Raw genomic sequence first — 20361 nt, 5'->3', positions numbered from 1 at the left:
CCGGGCATGACGCCCTCCTCCGCAGCCGGAGCACGTCGCCAGACCGGGGTGTCGCCGGGCGTCTGGGCCGCTGTGTGGCAGGCATTCCGCACGGCAGGACGGCTATACGTCCCCTTGCTGACCGTCTCCGTGGTGACTGCGGGCCTGGCCGGACTCGTGGACGTGGCCGTGCTGGCGTGGATCACCGTGCCGGGCGGATCCGTCATCAACGGTGTGCCCGTTCCCGGCGCCGGCTCCGTCGCGAGACCAGCCCTGCTCGGCCTCGCCGCCATCGGGACGTTGGTCGCGGGAACGATGTCCATGACCGCGGGCTGCCGCCTCGTGGCCGCGGGGCTCGAAGGGCATCCGGTGTCGGTCGCGTGGGCACTGCGCGGACTGGTTCGCCGGATCGGCACGCTGCTGCTTCTGTCGGCGATCCTGCTCATCTCGATGGCGGTCGTCGCGGTCCCCTTCGCGGTGGCGTGGGCGCATGCCGGGACCGCCGTAGGTCTCCTGGTGGCGGTGGGGCCGTTCCTGCTGGCGTGCCGGGTGCTCCTCGCGGTCCCCGTCCTGGGGGCTCGCCCGGTCGGGGTGGTCGCGGCCACGGTTCAGGCAGTGCGGCTGGCCCGCGGAGATCACTTCGGGACCATCGCGCATCTGGGGGTGGCCCCGGTGGTGTCCGCGGTGGCATTGCTCCCGTCGTGGATAGCCGGATCGTTCGTCAGTGGTACGGCGGCGATCGCGGGCAACGTGGCAGCCGTCATCCTGGGGACACTGCTGGCACCCCTGCAGGCGGCGTTACTCGCGGGCTGCTACACCCACCTGTGCCGACATGCCGGTCAGCAGGCGCTGCAGGTGTCCTCGCCTGAGCAGGCGCCGCCGCGTCGCCGCAGCAGGACGGCGGCCGCCATGCCGGCGCTGGGAGCGATGCTGCCGGGCGCGCTTTACGGTGTCCTCCTACTCGGCGACCCGTTGGGGGTTCCGACAGCGACGGTCGTGGGTGTGCCGGTCACGCTGGTGGACACTATGTCGCCACGCGTCGTCTTCGGCAGAGGCGGGGCTCCGATCCTTGCCGATGTCGAGCCGCTGGCCTGCGAGGACGTGCGATGCGCAAGCTGGCGGAAGGTCGAGATCGACGAGACCTCCAGGCTCGTGGACGTACGTGGCACAAATGTGGTGCCGGGGAGCGACGGCACCGTCCGGATAGTCCCGTGGGTCGACGAAGGCACGGACATGACCCTCCGGCTGGTCTCCTGCCCTCACGAACGCTGCACCGATCTACGGATGGGTCGACGCCTGGCGTCGGCGTCGCACGAGGTCGTATCCTCCTACAGCGCGGTCGCCGCTGGTGAGCCCGCGCCCGTGATCGCATCGGTGGTGCGGCCTCTTACGGCTGGCGGTGCGAATCCCGATGCCGAGGAGTTGTTCGCGGCGCTCCGCTCGGAGCCCCGGCCCCCGGGTGAGGATCAGTCTGGTAAGCGACGGATCGGCCCCCTCCCATCCCCCGGTAAGCCTCAGGACGAGCGCGTCCCTTCTCACGACGGGCGGAGGGAGCACGTCTTCTCCGCCCATGTCCAGCGGAAGGACACGTCGTCGACGGTCCAGCTGACCTTGTGCGAGAGCGTGGCATGCACGTCCCCGCGGACAATCGGGATGTTCCGGGCAGTCGCGGACGCCGTCTACGAGGACCGTCCGCTGGCTGTGACCGTGGGAGGCACCGGCCGGGCCGTGGTCGCCCATCTCGACAGGCGCAGCGGGAGGATCAGTGTGGCGGTCTGCGGGTCCGTGTCCTGTGAAGGGCACACTGTCGAGGTGCTGGGGCCGCTGCCCGGTACCTGGGCCATGTCGCACCGCTTCGTGCGGCTGGCCCTTGCCGTCAGGCGCGACGGCCGGCCGGTGCTCGCGTACAACGATCCGGAGACCGGCGCGGCACGGATACTCACCTGCGCGACGGTGATCTGCGCCGGTACGCCGCACGTCACGGAGCTGCGCCGTCTCATGTCACTGCGCGGGTTCGGGTTCGCGCTCGACGATCACGACCGGCCGCTGATCGCCGGCTACTCCCCCGACGACGACCGCGTCACACTCCTCGCCTGCGCGGATGAGAGATGCGATGTCAGACGCGAGGCACCGCTACTGCGAGCGGCGGAGCCTGGCCCGCTGGAACTCGCGATCGGGCCCGACCGGCTGCCTCGCGTCGTCTGGGGCGGGGCAGGCGAGTACAACGTCCTCACCTGTGACCGCCCGCGCTGCGGCGTGTGAATCATGCCGGGGGTTTGTCCATGGACACCATGCGCCGGTCCTGGCTGCCACATCTGCTGGCCACCGCGGACAGCATCAGCGCCGAGCTCCCCCAGATGCCGAACTGATCCGGCCCGGACCGGGGACCTGGACGTCGGCTATACCTTGCTCTTAGCGTGATGTGAGGAGGGCAGGCGCATGAGTGTTGTGAGTGGCGCGGCCGCGAGTTCCAGCGTCGCTGAACGGATCCGCAGCCGCATGGGGCAGCTCTCGGCCGGCGAGCGCAAGGTCGCGCGGGCTCTCCTGGCGCACTATCCGTCGGCGGGTCTGGGGTCCACTCACGAGCTCGCGGGGCGTGCCGGCGTCAGCGCCCCTACCGTCGTCAGGTTCGTCGCCCACCTGGAGTTCGACGGCTACAAGGAGTTCCAGCAGGCGCTCCGTGATGAGGTCCAGGAGCGCAGGGCCTCGCCGCTGACCATCCCGCAGCGCATCACCAAGGACGACCTGCGCTCCGTCTCCGCCCACGTCTTCACCCAGGCCGTCCAGCAGACCTACGCGTCGCTCCCCGACGAGGAGCTGGACAAGGCCGTCGACCTGCTCGCCGACACCAGCAGGCACGTCACCTGCTTCGGCGGCCGTTACTCGCACCTGCTCGCCGCCTACTTGGACCTGCATCTGCGCCAGATGCGCCCGGGGACGACCGTGCATCCGCAGACGCCCACCCACCACTCGGGCTTCCTGCTGGACGTGGGCAAGCGTGACGTCTGCGTGGTGTTCGACTTCCGCCGGTACCAGCGCGACGTCGTCGACCTGGCCGTCCACGCGCACGGCAGGGGCGCGAAGATCCTGCTCGTCACCGACCCGTGGCTGTCACCGGCCGCCGAGGTGGCCGACCTCGTTCTGCCGGTCAAGGTCGACGGTCCGAGCCCGTTCGACTCGATCGTCCCGGCCACGGCCGTCGTCGAGTCGATGGTGGCCGGTGTGCTCGCCAAGCTCGGGAAGGAGGCCGAGACCAGGATCAGAGAGGCGGACGAGCTGGCCGGGGACATCATCTTTGACTGAGACGTTTCTTGGGCGATTCATTGACATTCGGATGAAATGAATGTTTCATGGCGGGCACCCCGCGCCCGAACTCCGCGTCCCCCTGGAGCCCGCCTCATGGCCCACAAAGCACCACGTAAGCTGCGCCTGTGGGAGGCGCTCGCCCTCTCCGTCGGGCTGATGGGCCCGACCCTGGCCATGGGCCTCAACGGTCCCGGCGTCGCCGCCACCGTCGGCAAGGCCGTCCCGCTCGTCTTCGTTCTCGGCCTCATCGGAGTCGGCCTCGTCGGCTACGGCTTCTGGCGCCTGACCCAGCACTTCAACCATGCGGGCTCCGTGTACGCGCTGGCCGGTGCCACCATCGGGCCGCGCGCCGGATTCTTCGGCGGCTTCGCGCTCCTCGGCACGTACTTGTTCTTCCTGACCTGCACCCAGGCCGCCACCGGGGTGTTCGCGCACGCGTTCCTAAAGGCGCTCGGCGTCCACAACAGCGGACCGTGGATCGTCGTCGCCGTCGTCGCCGCGCTCGGCGTCACGATCCTCAACTCACGTGACACCCGGCTCACCGCGCGGACGCTGCTGATCATCGAGGGTCTCGGCATCCTGGCCATGCTCGTACTGGCCGCCGTCGTCGTCGGCGGCTCCGTCATCGGGTCGGGCGGCGTCACCGAGAGCGGGGGTGCACCCACCCTGGACCTGTCCACGTTCACCTCCGGCGGCACCACCTTCGGCGCCGTCATGACCGCCACCGTCTTCGCGTTCCTGTCCTGGGCCGGCTTCGAGGCCTGCGCCTCGCTCGGCGAGGAGACCGACAACCCCAGGCGCAACATCCCGCGCGCTCTGGTCGGCAGTGTCGTGCTCACCGGCCTGCTCTTCGTCCTCATGATGTTCACCGAGACGATCGGCTTCGGCACGGACAAGGCGGGCGTCGATGCCTTCGCCGGCGCCGAGTCGCCGCTGTCCACGCTGTCCGACCGCTACATCGGCACGTGGTTCGCTCTCGTGGTCGCCTTCACCGCGGTGGCGTCGGCGTTCGCGAGTTCGCTGTCCTCCTCCGCGGCCGCCGCCCGCATGCTCTTCGCCCTCTCCCGGGACGGTTTCGGGCCGAAGGCGCTCTCCCGCGTCGACACCCGCACCGGTTCTCCCCGCGCCGCCCTGGTCGCCGTCGTCGTCATCACGCTCATCGTCGACGCCGTCGTCTGGGCGTCCGGGGTCGGCGCCTTCGACGCCTACTACTGGTTCGCCACGCTCGGCGTGCTGTGCATCCTCGTCGCGTACGCCGTGGCGGGCGTCGGCGTCATCGCCTTCACCTTCTCCGGCCGCTCCGCCATCCCGCGCTGGGAGGCGGTGCTGCCGGTGGCCGGCATCGCCTACCTGCTGTTCGTCTTCTACAAGCAGTCGTCCGGGCAGGACGCGCCGTACTCCTACTTCCCGTGGATCGCGGGTGCCTGGTGCCTGCTCGGCGTCGTGGTGATCCTCTCCGCGCCCGCCCTGGCCCGGCGCATCGGCGAGCGGCTCACCTCCGAGCTCACCGGCACGGGGAGCGTCGCGGACGAGCAGGTGGAACAGCTTCGATGAGCCTTCTCTACGACGCCGATCTCGCCGTCGTGGCCGGGGCGCAACGGCTGCGGTTCTTCCCGCTCGCCCCGGTCTCGGGGCACGGGGCCCGCCTGGTGGAGGCGGACGGCCGCGAGCTGATCGACCTCTCCGGTGCCTGGAGCGCGGCCGGTGTCGGCTACGCGCATCCGAGGGTCGTCGAGGCCGTGGAGCGGGCGGTACGGCGGATGCCGGGGGCCAGTCTGCTTTCGGCCACCAACCCCGAGGCGGTCGCGCTCGCCGAGGAGCTGCTGGCCATCACTCCTGGCACATCCGATCGCCGGGTGTACCTCGGTCACGCCGGCTCCGACGCCAATGCCGCGATCATCAGGAGCATCCGCGCCGCCGGTGACCGCCCGCGCATCCTGACGTTCGAGGGCTCCTACCACGGCGGGCTCGGCCCCGCCCAGCAGGTCTCCGGCCTTCATGTCGCGGCCGGCGCCGAACGGGACCCCGGTCTGGTGCTCGTCCGCTACCCGGACCTCGACGGCGTCGGCATGGAGCTCGCCGCCGGCGACGTCGCCGCGGTGATCGTCGAACCGATCCTCAGCGACGGGGGAGTGGTGATCCCACCGGCCGGTTTCCTCAAGGGGCTCGCCGACCTGTGCCACCGGCACGGCACCTGGCTGGTCGCCGACGAGGTCAAGGTCGGTCTCGGGCGGACCGGCCGGCTGCATGCCTTCGAGTGCGACGGCATCGTCCCCGACCTCGTCGCGTTGGGCAAGTCACTCGGCGGAGGCCTGCCGCTCTCCGCGGCGATCGGCCCGGCCGGGATCCTCGACGCCGCCGAAGGATCTTCGCTGCTCACGACCGCCGGCAACCCGGTGGCGGCCGCGGCCGGGCGCGCCGTGCTGCGCATCCTGGCCGAGGAGGAGTTGCCCGCCCGCGCGGCCCGGCTCGGTGCGGGGCTGAACGCCAGGCTCGACCAGCTCCAGGCCCGGCACGACCAGGTGGCCGACGTGCGCAACCGCGGGCTGATGGGCGGCATCGAGCTGATCGACGCCACGACCGCGGCGAAGGTCGTCTTCCGCGCCTACCAGCTCGGAGCGGTGCTCTACTACGTAGGACCGAGGTCGAACGTCCTGGAGCTCACCCCGCCTCTGGTCATCGACGAGGCGGATCTCGACCGGGCGCTGGACATCCTCGACACGGCCATCGCCGATGTCGCGGCAGGCAAAGTGGACGACGCGGCCGTCGCGCCGTACAGAGGCTGGTGACGTGCGCATGACATCGATGATCTTCGTGGCGACCTGCGACCTCGCGGGGCAGACCCGAGGCCGGGCCGTCCCGGCGGCGGACCACGACAAGGTGCTGCACACCGGGGTCGGCTGGGTCCCCGCCGACCTCGCGATCAGCTGCTTCGGCCCGATCGCCGAGGACAACGTGTTCGGCTCGACCGGTGACCTGCGACTGCTTCCCGACGAGTCGACCGGCGTCGACATTCCGGCGGACGGCACGCACCCGGGCGTGCGCCTCTACCTCGCCGACCAGGTGCTGCCCGACGGATCTCCGTGGCCGTGCTGCCCGCGCGCCTTCGCCCGGACGGCGCTCGCCGAGTTCCGCGAGCTGACGGGGCTGGAGGTCGTGGCGTCGTTCGAGCACGAGTTCGTCCTGGAGGGCCTCCCGGCCTCCCAGCCGTTCTCGTTCGGGCGCTTCCGCGACGCCGAGCCGTTCGGGTCGCAGCTGGTCGAGCTGATGACCCGGGCAGGTCTCGAACCGGAGACCTGGCTCCCGGAGTACGGCGACGGGCAGTTCGAGGTCACCATGCGGCCGAGCGACGCCATGACGGCGGCGGACCGCGCCGTGCTGCTGCGCGAGCTGGTCCGCGACCTCGGCCGGCGCCGCGGCCACCGGCCGACCTTCGCGCCGCTGATCAGTCCCGAGGGCGTAGGCAACGGCGTGCACGTGCACCTCTCGCTGCGTGACGCCGAGACCGGGGCGCCGGTGCTCTTCGATCAAGCGCGACCAGGGCGGCTGTCGGAGATCGGCGGCCGGTTCGCGGCCGGCATTCTCGGGCACGCCCATGCGATCACCGCCATCACGGCGCCCAGCCCCGTGTCGTTCCTGCGGCTCACCCCGCACCGCTGGAGCGCCGCCGGTGTCTTCCTGGCCGAGCGCAACCGGGAGGCGCTGCTGCGCATCTGCCCCACCACGGCGGACGGCGACGTGGCCCGGCAGCTGAACCTGGAGTTCCGCGCCGCCGACGCGACCGCGAACCCGTGGCTGGTCATCGGCACGCTCGTACGGGCCGGACTGCGGGGCATCACCGCCGCGTACCCCGAGCCGAAGGTGTGGCCGGAGAACAGCACCGAGGCCGAGCTGGCCGACGTACCCCGCCTGCCCGGGTCGCTGGACGAGGCGCTCGACGAGCTGGCCAAGGACGACGTCGTGCGGGCCTGGTTCGACGATGACCTGCTGCGGACCCACCTCGACGTCAAGCGCACCGAGCTGGCGCTGGTCGAGGGGCTTACGCCCGAGGAGAAGTGCCGGAGGGTCGCCGATGTCTACTGATCTCAAGGCAGAGATCGACGAGATGGGGCTGGTCGACCACCACGTGCACGGCGCGCTGCGCGGGCCGGTGGAGCGGCCGGCGTTCGAGGAGCTGATCACCGAGTCCGACCGGCCGATCCCGCAGTGGATGACCCAGCTGGATTCGCAGCTGGGTTTCGCGATCCGGAGGCACTGCGCGCCGCTGCTCGGGCTGGAGCCGTCGGCGAGCGCGGACGACTACTGGGCCGCGCGGTCCGCCGTGGCCCCCGGCGAGCTGGCCGGCACCTTCCTGCGCGCGAGCGGGACCGACCACTGGCTGGTGGAGACGGGCTACAAGGGCGACCAGATCCTCAGCCCCGCCGAGATGGCATCCGCCAGTGGTGCCCGGGTCGACGAGGTGGTGCGGCTGGAGGCGGTGCTGGAAGAACTGGCGGGTACGGCCCCCTCCGCCGGCGGCCTGCGCGACGGCTTCCGCGAGGCACTGCGGCAGCGGACGCGCGGCGCCGTCGGGCTGAAGAGCATCGTGGCCTACCGCTACGGCTTCGACTTCGACCCGGCGCGCCCGACCGATGCGGAGGTGCGGAAGGCCGCCGGCGACTGGCTGCGGGAGATCGGCAAGGGGGCGGCGCCACACGTCGACGACCCGGTGCTGCTGCGGATGCTGCTGTGGGAGGGAGTCGAAACGGGTCTGCCGCTGCAACTTCACACCGGCTACGGCGATCCGGACGTCGAGTTGCATCGCTCCGACCCGCTGCTGCTGACCCGATGGCTGAAGGCGGTGGAGCACACCGGGTCCGACATCCTGCTGCTGCACTGCTATCCCTTCCAGCGCAACGCCGGCTATCTCGCCCAGGTCTTCCCGCACGTCTATTTCGACGTGGGGCTCGCGATCAACTACACCGGCGCGCGTTCCGACGCGATCGTGGCCGAGAGCCTGGAGCTCGCGCCGTTCGCCAAGGTCCTCTACTCGTCCGACGCGTGGGGCCCGCCGGAGTTGCACTACCTCGGTGCGCTGCTGTGGCGCCGCGGCATGACGCGTGCCCTGACGGCGTGGGTGGAGGAGGGCGAGTGGACCCCGGCGGACGCCGTACGAGTCGCGACGATGATCGGGCGCTCCAACGCGGCCCGCGTCTACGGATTGGACCTCGGATGAGCGAGCACCCCGAGCTGTGGGCGGCCCTCGATCAGGAGCTGCCCGCCGCGTTCTCGTTGCGCCGCCGGCTGCACTCCTCGCCGGACCTGTCCGGCGAGGAGTCGGCCACACGCGAGGCCGTACTCGCGGCGCTGCCCGACGGGCTGCCACTGACCAAGGTCGCCGAGACCGGGGCGGTGGTGCGCATCGGCGGACCGGGGCCGGCCGTCGGAGTGCGCGGTGAGCTCGACGCGCTCGGGGTGACGGAGGCGACCGGCGTCGAGTGGAGCTCGCGGAACCGCGGAGTCATGCACGCCTGCGGTCACGACGTGCACCTGGCCGCGCTGGTGGCGGTGGCCCGCGCCGTCCACAGGGTGGGAGGGCCCAAGCCGTTGCTGCTGGTCCTGCAACCGCGCGAGGAGACCTACCCCTCGGGCGCGCAGGACATCGTCGAGAGCGGCGTGCTCGGCGCCGAGCGGTGCGGGGCGATGATCGGCGCGCACGTGCAGCCAGTGCTGGCCGCCGGCGTCGTCGCCTGCGTACCCGGCGGTGTCAACGCCTCTTCGGACGAATTCCAGATCAGCGTGCACGGCGAGTCGGGACACGCCGCCTACCCGCACCTCACGCGCGACCCCGTTCTGGCCCTGTCGCACACGGTGGTCGCGCTCCAGAGCGTCGTCAGCCGGTCGATCGACCCTATGGCGCCGGCCGTGGTGGGGGTCTCGTCACTTCAGGCGGGCAGCGCGGCCAACGTCGTCCCCGGCGTGGCCAGGGCGCGTGGCACCATACGGGCGCTGTCGACCGCGACGCGCGAGCTGCTGCACCAGCGGGTCGTCGAGGTGGCGGAGTCGGTGGCGCGGACGCACGGCTGCGAGGCGGAGGTGACCTTCGTGAAGGGGGAGCCCGTGCTGGAGAACAACCCCCGGCTGGTGGTGCAGGTGTCCCGGCTGCTGCGGTCGCACGGGCTGGAGGTATCGGACACGCTGCGCTCGGTGGGCGCGGACGACTTCTCCTTCTTCGCCGAGCGGCTGCCGTCGTTGATGCTGTTCGTGGGTACCGAGACCGACGTCTCCCTGCACAGCGACAGGTTCCTCCCGAGCGATGGGGACGTCGACCGGCTCGCCCGCGCGATGCTGGCCGGCTACCTCGGTGCCTGTACAGCGCTGTGACTCACGTCGGCCGCGGCCGGCGACCGTGGCACACCCGTCCGCACATGGCCGACGTCCTGGCGACGTATTCGGAGAACGTCTCGAACGTCACCCTGACCCCGTACGGCACGCTCGATGTCTTCTGCGGGAAAGCGTGAGCTTTGCCGGTAGGGCGTGAGCACGCGCGAGGCTGACCGGGCTTTCGCGGAATCGCCGTTGGGCGGTGGGTGTTCACCGCCCAGTCGAGCGCATCCGGAATGGTCATCCCATGGAGGCAAAAGCCGGGAACCGGATGGTTAAGTAATTCGACAGGTCGATAATTCCGACTTTTGCGCGATATGCGGCACCAGGGTGAGGAGGGCTGCTCTTCCGCCTACGTGGCCGCCGCGCGACGCTCGCGTTTCTCACGGGTGGCCGCGGTGGCGTCCAGCAGCTCGGCCACGGTGCGCCGGGCCGGCTTTCCCGGATCGTCTCTGCCGGTGGGCGGCTTGGGGCCGGCCGTCGCGGCGGTCGCGAGCAGGTCGGCGTCGAGGCGCAGGAAGTCGGCGAGGGCCTGCTGAGCCGCGGTGAGCGAGCCCAGGCCTGCGGGAACGGGTGGCTCCAGTTCGTCTTCCATGTCGTCGTCGAACGCCTCTTCGTCGCGCTCCCAGCCGCCGATCGCGGCCAGCCAGGCGAGGTACAGCGGCCGCAGGTCGCCCGAGGAGAGTTCGGCGCGGACGCCGACGATGGCCGAGAGCCACCGCTCGGGGTCGTCCACCAGGTCTGCCTCCTCGTCCTCGCTGCGGAGATCGAGGACCAGATGCTCACCCGATACCCAGCCCTCGACGCTCTGGTCGACGAGGTAGGGCCGCACGGTGGCGATGTCGAGGAGCTTCTCGGGGATACGCAGCATCACCTGGTTGGTGCCCCAGTTGGCGACGTACACGTGGGCGTCGTAGTAGCGCTCCATCATCTGGGCCGGGTCTCCGCGGAAGTCTCCCCACTCGTAGTCGTTGGTGAACTTCGTGGCGGTGATGCGAGCGCGGGTGGAGAGGGAACGCATCTCGGCCTGCTGGGCCGCGGTCAGCGGGCGGTCGATGGCCACGAACTCGTAGTACTGGTACTCGCTCATGGATCAGTGGCTCCAGTGCCGGTAGGGGTCGATCCATTCGGAACCGTCGGGCGCGCGAGTCGGGAGGGGGAGATCGCCGATCGCCTGGCGATGCGAATCTCGAGCGCACATCGCAGCCCGCTTCATCTTGAGCACGGTCGCCAAGAATAGTGGGAGCGAACTTCGGCGGTGCTCTCAACCGCATATCCTCCGTGGTCTGAAGCGGAGAGCAATGCGGGTCGGGCGGGCGGCGAGGCGGAGCCTTTGATCGCTGACGCCGCGAAGCACACGAAGAGAGTCCCTGGCGCGACATATCTGCGGCAGACTGTCATGGTGGTTGACCTGGTTCAGGTGGCTCACACCGATCCCCAGCCGTTCGCGCATCTGAGCGCGCCCAACGCGCCGCTTTATCGCCTGGTGCTGTGTACGTTCGCGCGGGCCAAGGAACGGTTCATCGTGCACCTGCGTCCGGAGGACGTCGCGGCGGAGCTGCGTGCGTTGACCGAAAAGCATGACGAAACCGACCGGCGGATCGCCTTGGCGGACGGGCGGTTCGCCCACTCTGATGTCCAGTTGGCGCAGGCGATGGAGAAGCTGGTCGAGTGGGGTAACCTGCGGGCCGACGCCGACACGGGACGGGTCACGTCCGTCGAGGATTTCCACCGCAAGCGGTTCCTGTTCCAGCTCACCCCGGCCGGGTACGCGGCGGAGCAGGCGATCGCGTTCTACGAGGAGGCGATCGGGCGGCGGGGCGCGCTGCAGTCGGTGGCGCTGGGCGACATCGCCGAGCAGTTGCGGTCGCTGGCGGTCCTGGCGAGGGCGGCCGACCCTGATCCGGCCACGACCCATCTGCTCCTGCTCACTCTGGCGGAGCGGTTCTCCTCGCTCGCGGACAACGCGCAGGCGTTCATGGCGTCCCTGCGCCGTGCGATCGACTTCTCCGACGGCGATGTCGCGGGGTTCGTCGCCTACAAGGAACGGCTGATCGACTACATCAACCGCTTCATCGCCGACCTGGCCAACTCCGGCGCCCGGATCGCCGCGCTTCTGACCGAGCTGGAAGATCTGGACCACCACAGGTTGCTATGGCTGGCCGCGCGACGGGAGGCGGCGGACGCCGTACCGGAGGGCGCGGATGAGGCGGCGGCGTACGCCAGGGCCGAGGAAGCGGCGTTCGACGCCTGGCGGAACCGCTGGCGCGGCCTGAAGGACTGGTTCGTCTCCCATGAGGCGCGGAGTCCGTCGCAGGCACGGCTGCTGCGGCAGGCGGCGGTGACGGCGATCAAGCAGCTCATCGACGCGGTGGGCCTGCTCAACGAGCGGCGCTCGGGCCGGTCGGACCGTTCCGCGGACTTCCGCACCCTGGCCCGCTGGTTCGCCGAGGCTCCGGACGACGCGGCCGCGCACCGCTTGTGGCGGGTCGCTTTCGGCTTGTCGCCCGCGCGCCATCTCACCGTCGCGGCCGAGACCGTGGCCGAGTGGGAGCGGGAAGAGCTCGCTCCGGCCACCTCCTGGCGGGACGCTCCACCCATCAGGATCTCCCCGCAACTGCGCAGGACCGGCTCGTACGAGCGTCGCGGCAAGCCCAACGGGGTGCGCGACCGGTCGGCGGAGCGCAGGTTCCTGCTGGAGCACGCGGAGCGGGAGGCCGTCGAGACGGCCGCCGCGCGGGCGCGGCTGCGCACGGACGGCCCGTCCCGGCTCTCGGAGCTGGGCATGCTCGATCCTCGGGCGTTCCGGCTGTTCCTCGGACTGCTCGGTGACGCGCTCTCCGCCCGTTTCCCAGGCGAGACGGAGGTGAAGGTCGTCACCAGTGACGGCTCCATGGAGGTGCGTCTGTCGGAGGTGGCCGGCGGTGGCCAGGTGGCGATACGTACGGAGGACGGCGTGCTCACCGGCCCGGAGCATGTCATCGAGATCACCGATCTGATGGTGACTTCATGATGAGCGCGAAGAGGAGGTGACCGCTTGACTCCTGAGGAGGAGGCCGCGCAGCGGCGCACGGCGATGCGGGCGCTGCTGGCGAAACCGCTGCTCACCGTCGAGAGCGACGCGGCCACGCTGCTGCTCGTCCGCCGTCACATCGCCGCGCTGCGTGACTGGCTGAGCCGCGAGACCGGCTGGCGGTTGCTGGCCGACGCGGAGACGGCCCGGCTGTTCAAGACCGCGCCGACGACCTCGGAGGCGACACACCCGGCTCGGGGGCGCGCCGGCGAGCCGTTCGGCCGGCGACGTTACGTCGTGCTGTGCCTGGCGCTCGCCGTGCTCGAACGGGCAGACGCGCAGACCACCCTCGGCCGGCTCGCCGAGGAGGTGCTCAACGCAGGGGCCGAGCCCGAGCTCGCCGAGTCCGGATTCACGTTCGCACTGGACCACAGGGCCGAGCGCGCCGATCTGGTGGCAGTGGTCCGCACGCTGCTCGACTGGGGTGTGCTGCGCAAGGTCGCCGGTGACGAGGACGCCTACCTGTCCTCCGCCACCGGAGATGTCCTCTACGACGTGCGCAGACCTGTGCTCGCCGTGCTGCTCACCGGCGCGCGGGGTCCGTCCACGGTGCGGGCCGCTTCACTTGAGGAACGGCTGTCCGAGCTCACGGCCGAGCCGATCCCCGACACCGACGAGCTTCGCAACCAGGCGTTGCGCAGGCGGCTCACCCGCAGGCTGCTCGAAGACCCCGTCGTCTACCACGACGACCTGGACGACGCCGAGCGCGCGTACCTCTTCTCCCAGCGGCATGCGATCACCCGCAGGATCGAGGAGGCGACCGGCCTGGTGCCGGAGATCCGCGCCGAGGGGATCGCGATGGTCGACCCCGACGACACTCTGACCGACGTGCGCATGCCCGAGCAGCGTACCGACGGGCATCTCACATTGCTGGTCTCCGAGCACCTCGCCACCAGGGGAGAGGCCACCGTGGACGAGCTGCACGCCTTCGTACGGCAGGCTGCCGAGCGCCACCGGTCCTACTGGCGCAAGGGGGTGACCGACCCCGGAGCGGAGGAGGGACTGCTGGGCACGGCCCTTGAGAAGCTGACCGCGCTGCGGCTGATCGAGATCTCCGCCGGCCCGCCATCGCGGGTGCGCGGCAGACCGGCGATCGCACGCTACGCGCTCGAAGAACCGACCATCCGCGAACCGGGACAGGCTGGCACGTGACACTCCCGAACCCCTCATCCGAACGGTGGAAGCCGCTTCGGGCCGGACTCGTCGACATCTTCTACTACGACGTCGAGGAGTTCCACTTCCACGACGGTCGCCTGCTGCTGCGGGGCAACAACGGCACCGGAAAGTCGAAGGTGCTCGCGCTGACCCTGCCGTTCCTGCTCGACGGGGAGCTCGCGCCGCACCGGGTCGAGCCCGACGGCGACCGGCAGAAGAAGATGGAGTGGAACCTGCTGCTGGGCGGCAGGCACCCGCACCACGAGCGGCTCGGCTACACCTGGATGGAATTCGGCCGGCGCGCCGCGGACGGCACCGTCGAGTTCCGGACCATCGGCTGCGGGCTGAAGGCCGTGAAGGACCGGGGCATCGCCCGGCACTGGTTCTTCGTCACATCCCAGCGGATCGGCGGTGATCTGTCGCTCCTGTCCGCCACGCGGGTCGCGCTCACCCGCGAGAAGCTGCGTGACGCCATCGAGGGACACGGCATGGTGTACGACCGGGCGGCGGACTACCGCAGGGCGGTCGACGAGGCGCTGTTCGGCCTCGGCGAGCACCGGTACGAAGCTCTGGTGAACCTGCTCATCCAGCTCCGCCAGCCGCAGCTGTCCAAGAAGCCGGACGAGAAGCTGCTCTCCCGCGCGCTGACCGAGGCGCTGCCACCGCTGAGCCCCGAACTCATCACCACGGTGGCCGAGGCGTTCCGCGGCCTGGACGAGGAGCGAGGCGCGCTACGCGCTCTGGAGGACGCGCGCAAGGCCGCCGGCGATTTCCTCGGTCACTATCGCAGGTACGCGGCCATCGCGGCCAGGCGCAAGGCGACCGCCCCGCGCGTGACCCAGAGCCGGTACGAGCAGCTGGGCAGAGACCTCATCGAGGCCGAGAGCCGTCATGCCGCCGCGCAGGTCAAGCTCGACGCCGCGCAGCAGGCACTGGACGCACTGGCGGCGGAGAAGATCCGGCTGGAGGCGCGCGGAGAGGCGCTGCGGCAGAGCCCGCAGATGCGGGACGCCGAGCGACTCAAGGAGCACGGCGAGGAGGCGAGCCGGCAGGCGGAGACCGCGCGTATCCGGGAACGGGACAGGGATGGTCTGACCGTCGAGGCGGCGCGCCGCCGGAAGCGGGCGGATGAGCACCGGCTCGACGCGGAGCGGGCGGCGACGACGCTGGGCGCCGCACAGGACCGTACCGTCTCGGCGGCACGCCGCGCGCTGTGCGAGGACGCCCACCTGACGGCCGCCGGCCGGTGGGCGCATGGACCACATCTCTCCGGGGATCGGCGCGACGTGGACGGTGCCCTCCTTGCCGTGGGCGGCCGTGGTCCCGGGCCTGACACCGCCGGCACCCGGCGCGAGCTGGAGGACGATCTGGCCAGAGCCCGTCGCGACGCCGGCGCGCTCGCCGATCGGCGAGCTCAGGCCGTGTCCGAGCTCGACCGTCTGCTGGCCGTGGTGGAACGGGCACGGACCAGGCTCGGCGCCGCGCGCGACGAGGTCGACCGGCTGACCGGCGAGCTGCAGGCCGCGGCGGAGCGGATCGCCACGGCGGACCAGGTAACGGCGGACCAGGCGGCCGATCTGCTGCACGCGTACGTCTCCTATCTCACCGGTACGGCCGAGCTGCGCGTCGCCGGCGTCGACGACGTGGTCGCCGCCCTTGCGTCCTGGGCGCGGTCCGCCGAGGGGCGCAACCCCGCGCTGGCGGCCGTCGACGACGCGGCCCGGGCCGCCACCACCGAGCTGGGCCGCAGGCAGGCCGAGCTGGAGGCGGAGACCCGCTCCCAGCGGCAGGCGGCCGGGTCGCTGGAGGAGGAGATACGGCGGCTGGAAGCCGGCGGCCACGACGCTCCACCCGTTCCGCACACCCGCGAGCCGGGTACGCGGGACGGCCGTCCGGGAGCGCCGTTCTGGAAGGTGGTCGACTTCGCGGGTGAGGTCCAGGCCGACCACCGCGCGGGACTGGAGGCGGCGCTGGAGGCGGCGGGGATTCTCGACGCCTGGGTGACGCCCGGCGGCACGCTTGTCGCGGCGGACGACACGGTCATCCTTGCGGTGCCGCCTGTGAACGGGCCCGCGTGCTCTGACGTGCTGCGTCCTGCGGTCGATCGTGCCGATCCGCGGGCCGCCGCGCTTCCGGACGCCGCCGTGCACGCGGTGCTCGCCTCGATCGGGCTTGGTCCTGGCGCGACGACCTGGGTCGCGGTGGACGGTCGCTGGGCCAACGGGGTGCTGGCCGGGTCCTGGCACAAGGCGAGTGCCGACCATATCGGTGAGGGCGCGCGGGAGGCCGCCCGGCGCGCGCGGCTCGTACGGCTCCGTGCCGAGCTCGGCGCCGTACGAGCGCGCCTGGACGAATTGCGCGAGGCGGGGAAGGAGCTCGTCGCCCGGCAGGGGACGCTCGCCGCCGAGCACCGGGCGGTGCCCGCCGACGCGGCCCTGCGTGAGGCGCACGTCAAGCTGGCCGGCGAGCACGAGCGGCGGCGCGAGCTGAACGCCGCGCATCAGGCGGCGACCGGGCTCATGACCACCAGGCAGGGCGAGGTGGCGGCGGCCCGCACGCGGGCGTCGGAGTTCGCCGGAGACGTCGGCCTCCCGACGGACGCGTCGGAGCTGGCGGCCGTCAAGGAGGCGGTCGCGGACTACCGTCTCGCGCTCGCGCAGCTCTGGCCGGCCGGCCATGCGCTGCTCGTCGCCCAGGAGGCGGCGAACGACGCGGAGGAGGAGCTGGCGCTCACGCGCGAGCGGCTGGAGAAGGCGGCCGTGGACGCGGCCGAGGCGCGCGAGCGGGCCGAGGCGGCGGCGGAGACCTACCGCGAGTTGATGGAGACCGCCGGGGCCGCGGTGGAGGAGCTGTACCGCAGGCTCGACGCCGTCCGTCGGGCCATGCGCGACCGCGACGCGGCGGAGCAGAACGCCCGTACGGAGGAGCGGAACGCGCTCGGGGAGCGGGGGAAGGCGGAGGGCACGCGCGAGACCCTGCGCGCCGAGATCGGCCAGGCGGCGACGGTCCGGGACACGGCCGTCGAGGAGTTCCAGGCGTTCGCCGCCACCGGGTTGCTGCGCATCGCCCTGCCTGAGCTGGAGGTCCCCGATCCCGCGGAGCCGTGGGCGGTGACCCCGGCGGTCGTCCTCGCCCGCGCCGTGAACGCCGAGCTCGACTCCGTCGACGACGGAGACGGTCCTTGGGATCGGGTGCAGAAGCGGGTCACCGAGGAGCACAAGCTGCTTTCGGACGGCATGGCGCGGCACGGCCATTCGGTGGGGCTGACGATGCGCGACGGCGTCATGGTGGTGGACGTTCTGTTCCAAGGGCGTACCAGGGACGTTCCCGGCCTCGCCGAAGCCCTTTCGACGGAGACCGAGCATCGCAAGGAGCTCCTGTCGGCCAGGGAGCGGGAGATCCTGGAGAACCACCTGCTCAACGAGGTGGCCGGCACGCTGCACGAGCTGATCGCCGCCGCGGAGGAGGAGGTGGCCACGATGAACGCCGAGCTGGAGTCCCGGCCCACCTCGACCGGCATGCGGCTGCGCCTGGTGTGGAGGACGGCGAAGGCCGCACCCGAGGGGCTGGATCCGGTGCGGGTGAAGCTGCGCCAGACCGTGGACGCGTGGTCGGACGCCGACCGAGCCGCGGTGGGAGCCTTCCTCCAGGAGCAGATCGCCAAGGAGCACGCCGAGAACGCCGCCGCCGGCTGGACAGAGCAGTTGACCAGGGCGCTCGACTACCGCTCCTGGCACGAGTTCACGATCAGGCGGCTGCAGGACGGCCAATGGCGGCCGGCCACCGGACCGGCCTCCGGTGGCGAACGGGTCCTGGCCGCTTCCGTGCCGCTGTTCGCCGCCGCGTCGGCCCACTACAAGTCGGCGGGCAACCCGTACGCGCCACGGCTGGTGGCCCTCGACGAGGCCTTTGCCGGAGTGGACGACGATTCGCGCGCCAAGTGTCTCGGACTGCTCGCGACGTTCGACATGGACGTGGTCATGACCAGCGAGCGGGAGTGGGGCTGCTATCCGCAGGTGCCGGGTCTGTCGATCTGCCAGCTGTCCAGGCGGGACGGCGTCGACGCGGTGCTGGTCACCCCGTGGCGCTGGGACGGGCATGAGCGCCGCAGGAGCGAACGGCCGACCGTTGATGCGCCACACGTTGACGCCCTGCCGGGGCTGTCACACGCCGGCGCCTCGCCGGGTACGGACCAAGAAGGCCTGTTCGCGTGAACGTCCCGGAGGGCCGGCGCGAAGGATCGGACGAGCTGGTCCAGGCAGACGACCGGCGAGAGCGATGGGGAGGCTCCGACGAATTCGTCCGGAAAGACGATCAACGGGATCGGCAGGGCGGATCGGCAGGGGCGAAACGACCGGAAGCACCGGGAGGGCCGGAGAAACCCGCGGGTCCGGGGGGACGGGAGGGAGCGGAGCGGTTGACGCGGTTGCTCGGTGGCCAGGACACCGCGTGGCTGGTCGAACGGGCACGCCGGCGGCTGGAGCTGGGAAGGCCGCTGACCGGCTCCATCACGCTCACAGCGGCCTCGCCCGAGCAGCGGCGCGCGGTCGAGCGGCTGCTCGGCCGGCGGGCGGGCACGGGTACCTCGCTGTCGGTCTCCCTGCACGAGGTGGACCGAGTGCTGCGAAGGAGCGGCACATCGCCTGACGGACTGGAGGCCGCCCTCGTACTGCTGCGCGGCCCGGTGCGCGATCTCGCACGGGAAGGAGCGGAACGGGCCGCGGCGTGGCGTGACGCGCACGCGGGACTCGACGTTGTGGTCGCCGAGCGACCGGAGCTGTCGGGCTGGCGCGCCTGGCTGGATGCGACAGGCCTGGTAAGGCGGATCGCCGCCGGCCCCGGCGACGCCGGGATCATCTTGGACCGGCTGGCCGCGCTGCTGCGTCTCCTGCCGTCGCCCGGGATCCCGATCGGCAGGCTGGCCGCGGAGACCTGCGGGGACGCCCACGCCCTGGATGACGGCGAGCCCTTGGCGGCGCTGGCCCTGTCCGCGGCCCGCGCCCTCAGCGGTCCGCCCTACGCGGGAGACGGCACGGCCGACGCTCGCCGCCGGGCGTGGGCGAGCGTAGGAGTACACCTCGACGAGCTGTCGTCGCTCGTACTCTGCCTGGGCCTCACCGGAGACGATCACACCGCGACGGGGCGCGCGCTGGCGACGGCGCGCGCGGCGGGGGAGCCGTGCGTGCTGACCCTTCGCCAGCTACGCCGCCACGAGACGCCGATCGTCGAGGACGTGGTCCGGATCTGCGAGAACCCGATCGTGGTCGCCGCCGCCGCGGACGAGCTCGGGCCACGCTGTCCTCCCCTGATATGCGTCAACGGCAGGCCGTCCGCGGCGGTTTGGAGGCTGCTCGATCTGCTCGCCGCCGGAGGTGCCCGCTTTGCGTACCATGGCGACTTCGACTGGGGTGGGATCGGCATCGCGAGCGCCGTCTACGAGCGCGTCGGATGGCGCCCCTGGCGCTACGACGCCGCCGCTTACGAGGCGGTGACGTCCTGCGACGACGCGACGACCCCGTCGAGCCCGCTGACCGGCCGCGCGCGGCCGACGCCATGGGATCCCGCGCTGTCCGCGGCGATGGCACGTCGAGCCGTACGGGTCGAGGAGGAACTGGTCCTCGGCGACCTCCTCACCGACCTGACCACGAACAGGTAACCGGCAACCCTTGAGGTTCCGTCGGGCGGGTGCGCTGTCAGGTGATCGCGCGCCCGGAAACCCGCAGAGTGGAGGTATAGGGTGCGGTCGTGAGGTCATTCGGGGGCTTCCTTCTCACCTGGTTCGATTCCGGGTAGGCCCGATTGGGCCTGCTGGTACATCTAGCTCCCGGGCCTTCCTCACGACCGATCGGCTGCGGCCTTCCGCGATGCGGGGCATGACACCCCGCATCGCGACGGCCTGGGGCCTTGGGCAGGTTACGGTTTGCACTGGTCCGGGGTAGCGCGCACCGTTACGGTTTGCAGCGGGCTGGGTCCGCCTGGAGGAAGTCGTCGCGGGTCGCTTTTGTGTTCTTGGTGCCTCCGTCCCAGGTCAGGACTTCACCGCTTTTGAGGGCTGCCAGGTCGTCGGACGTGAAGGGGACTCGGCCTCGTAGACCTCTGTTGCCCACGGTGCCGTTGACGTTCGCGACGTACGGGACGCCCTTCTGTAGTGCGGTGAGGTTGCCGCCCGTGGTGGTCCAGCCCTGGGGTGGGGGCTGGAAGAGCTGGATGCCGTCCACCGCCCCGGTCTGGCCTCCGTTGTGCACGCTCCAGTCGGACGACGCGTCGTCTTCGGTGTCGGCGAAGACGGAGAAGTCTCGCGCGACGTAGCCGGGGCAGCCGGCCAGCAGCAGCCTGACGCCACCGTCCTGGACCCGTTCGACGGCGAGGATGCCCTTCGGCGCGGGCGTGGTGCAGCCCGTGCCGAAGGAGGCCAGGGCCAGCAGCGCGGCGGCCGCGTACCCGAGGCCCGGCCTCCTCCTGCGAATCATCGTTCCATCGTCCCT

The 20361-nt window shown here is 71.4% G+C and carries 13 protein-coding genes; 11 read left to right on the top strand and 2 right to left on the bottom strand.

Annotated features, from left to right (window positions below; translation table 11 throughout):
- Positions 1–6: 6 nt before the first annotated feature.
- The 7 genes from OG589_RS24460 to OG589_RS24430 all read left to right on the top strand — a co-directional run bounded on the left by OG589_RS24460 (position 7) and on the right by OG589_RS24430 (position 9648).
- Positions 7–2241 carry a hypothetical protein gene (locus tag OG589_RS24460; protein ID WP_405139868.1) on the top strand — a complete coding sequence of 745 codons (2235 nt, stop codon included), beginning with the start codon at positions 7–9 and terminating at the stop codon, positions 2239–2241.
- Positions 2242–2418: 177 nt separating this feature from the next.
- Positions 2419–3282 carry a MurR/RpiR family transcriptional regulator gene (locus OG589_RS24455; RefSeq protein ID WP_405139866.1) on the top strand — a complete coding sequence of 288 codons (864 nt, stop codon included), beginning with the start codon at positions 2419–2421 and terminating at the stop codon, positions 3280–3282.
- A 96-nt stretch (positions 3283–3378) separates the two neighbouring features.
- A complete protein-coding gene (locus tag OG589_RS24450) occupies positions 3379–4839 on the top strand; it encodes an APC family permease (protein WP_405139864.1) in 1461 nt (486 codons plus the stop codon).
- Complete coding sequence (locus tag OG589_RS24445; RefSeq protein WP_405139862.1) at positions 4836–6074, top strand: aspartate aminotransferase family protein; 1239 nt, start codon at positions 4836–4838, stop codon at positions 6072–6074. The genes OG589_RS24450 and OG589_RS24445 overlap by 4 nt, the downstream gene beginning before the upstream one ends.
- A gap of 7 nt (positions 6075–6081) precedes the next feature.
- Positions 6082–7368, top strand: coding sequence for a glutamine synthetase family protein (locus OG589_RS24440; protein ID WP_405139860.1), 1287 nt, complete (start codon positions 6082–6084; stop codon positions 7366–7368).
- Positions 7358–8500: an amidohydrolase family protein gene (locus OG589_RS24435; RefSeq protein WP_405139858.1), complete on the top strand. Its 1143-nt coding sequence runs from the start codon at positions 7358–7360 to the stop codon at positions 8498–8500. Before OG589_RS24440 ends, OG589_RS24435 begins: the two co-directional genes overlap by 11 nt.
- Positions 8497–9648 carry a M20 family metallopeptidase gene (locus OG589_RS24430; protein WP_405139856.1) on the top strand — a complete coding sequence of 384 codons (1152 nt, stop codon included), beginning with the start codon at positions 8497–8499 and terminating at the stop codon, positions 9646–9648. Before OG589_RS24435 ends, OG589_RS24430 begins: the two co-directional genes overlap by 4 nt.
- Before the next feature lie 352 nt (positions 9649–10000).
- Here the strand turns inward: OG589_RS24430 and OG589_RS24425 are convergent, their stop codons facing one another.
- Positions 10001–10738 (bottom strand): hypothetical protein, encoded by a 738-nt coding sequence (locus OG589_RS24425; RefSeq protein WP_405139854.1) that lies wholly within the window; start codon positions 10736–10738, stop codon positions 10001–10003.
- 330 nt (positions 10739–11068) lie between these two features.
- Here OG589_RS24425 and OG589_RS24420 point away from each other — a divergent pair, with 330 nt between their 5' ends.
- The 4 genes from OG589_RS24420 (at position 11069) to OG589_RS24405 (ending at position 19532) form a co-directional block, all read left to right on the top strand.
- Positions 11069–12661 carry a TIGR02677 family protein gene (locus tag OG589_RS24420; RefSeq protein ID WP_405139852.1) on the top strand — a complete coding sequence of 531 codons (1593 nt, stop codon included), beginning with the start codon at positions 11069–11071 and terminating at the stop codon, positions 12659–12661.
- A 24-nt stretch (positions 12662–12685) separates the two neighbouring features.
- Positions 12686–13873, top strand: a complete 1188-nt coding sequence (locus tag OG589_RS24415; RefSeq protein WP_405139850.1) for a TIGR02678 family protein — start codon at positions 12686–12688, stop codon at positions 13871–13873.
- On the top strand, positions 13870–18090 hold the full coding sequence (locus tag OG589_RS24410) for a TIGR02680 family protein (protein ID WP_405139848.1): 4221 nt from the start codon (positions 13870–13872) through the stop codon (positions 18088–18090). The genes OG589_RS24415 and OG589_RS24410 overlap by 4 nt, the downstream gene beginning before the upstream one ends.
- A 203-nt stretch (positions 18091–18293) precedes the next feature.
- On the top strand, positions 18294–19532 hold the full coding sequence (locus OG589_RS24405) for a TIGR02679 family protein (RefSeq protein WP_405139846.1): 1239 nt from the start codon (positions 18294–18296) through the stop codon (positions 19530–19532).
- 292 nt (positions 19533–19824) lie between these two features.
- On the opposite strand, the gene OG589_RS24400 is transcribed toward OG589_RS24405, so the two are convergent.
- Positions 19825–20346, bottom strand: coding sequence for a hypothetical protein (locus tag OG589_RS24400; RefSeq protein WP_405139844.1), 522 nt, complete (start codon positions 20344–20346; stop codon positions 19825–19827).
- Positions 20347–20361 lie beyond the last annotated feature (15 nt).

Source organism: Sphaerisporangium sp. NBC_01403 (assembly GCF_045040145.1).
In the GTDB taxonomy this organism is placed as follows: Bacteria; Actinomycetota; Actinomycetes; order Streptosporangiales; family Streptosporangiaceae; genus Sphaerisporangium; species Sphaerisporangium viridialbum.
Note: the sequence above shows the minus strand (reverse complement) of the source record. Positions and strands in the feature narration are given on the sequence as shown.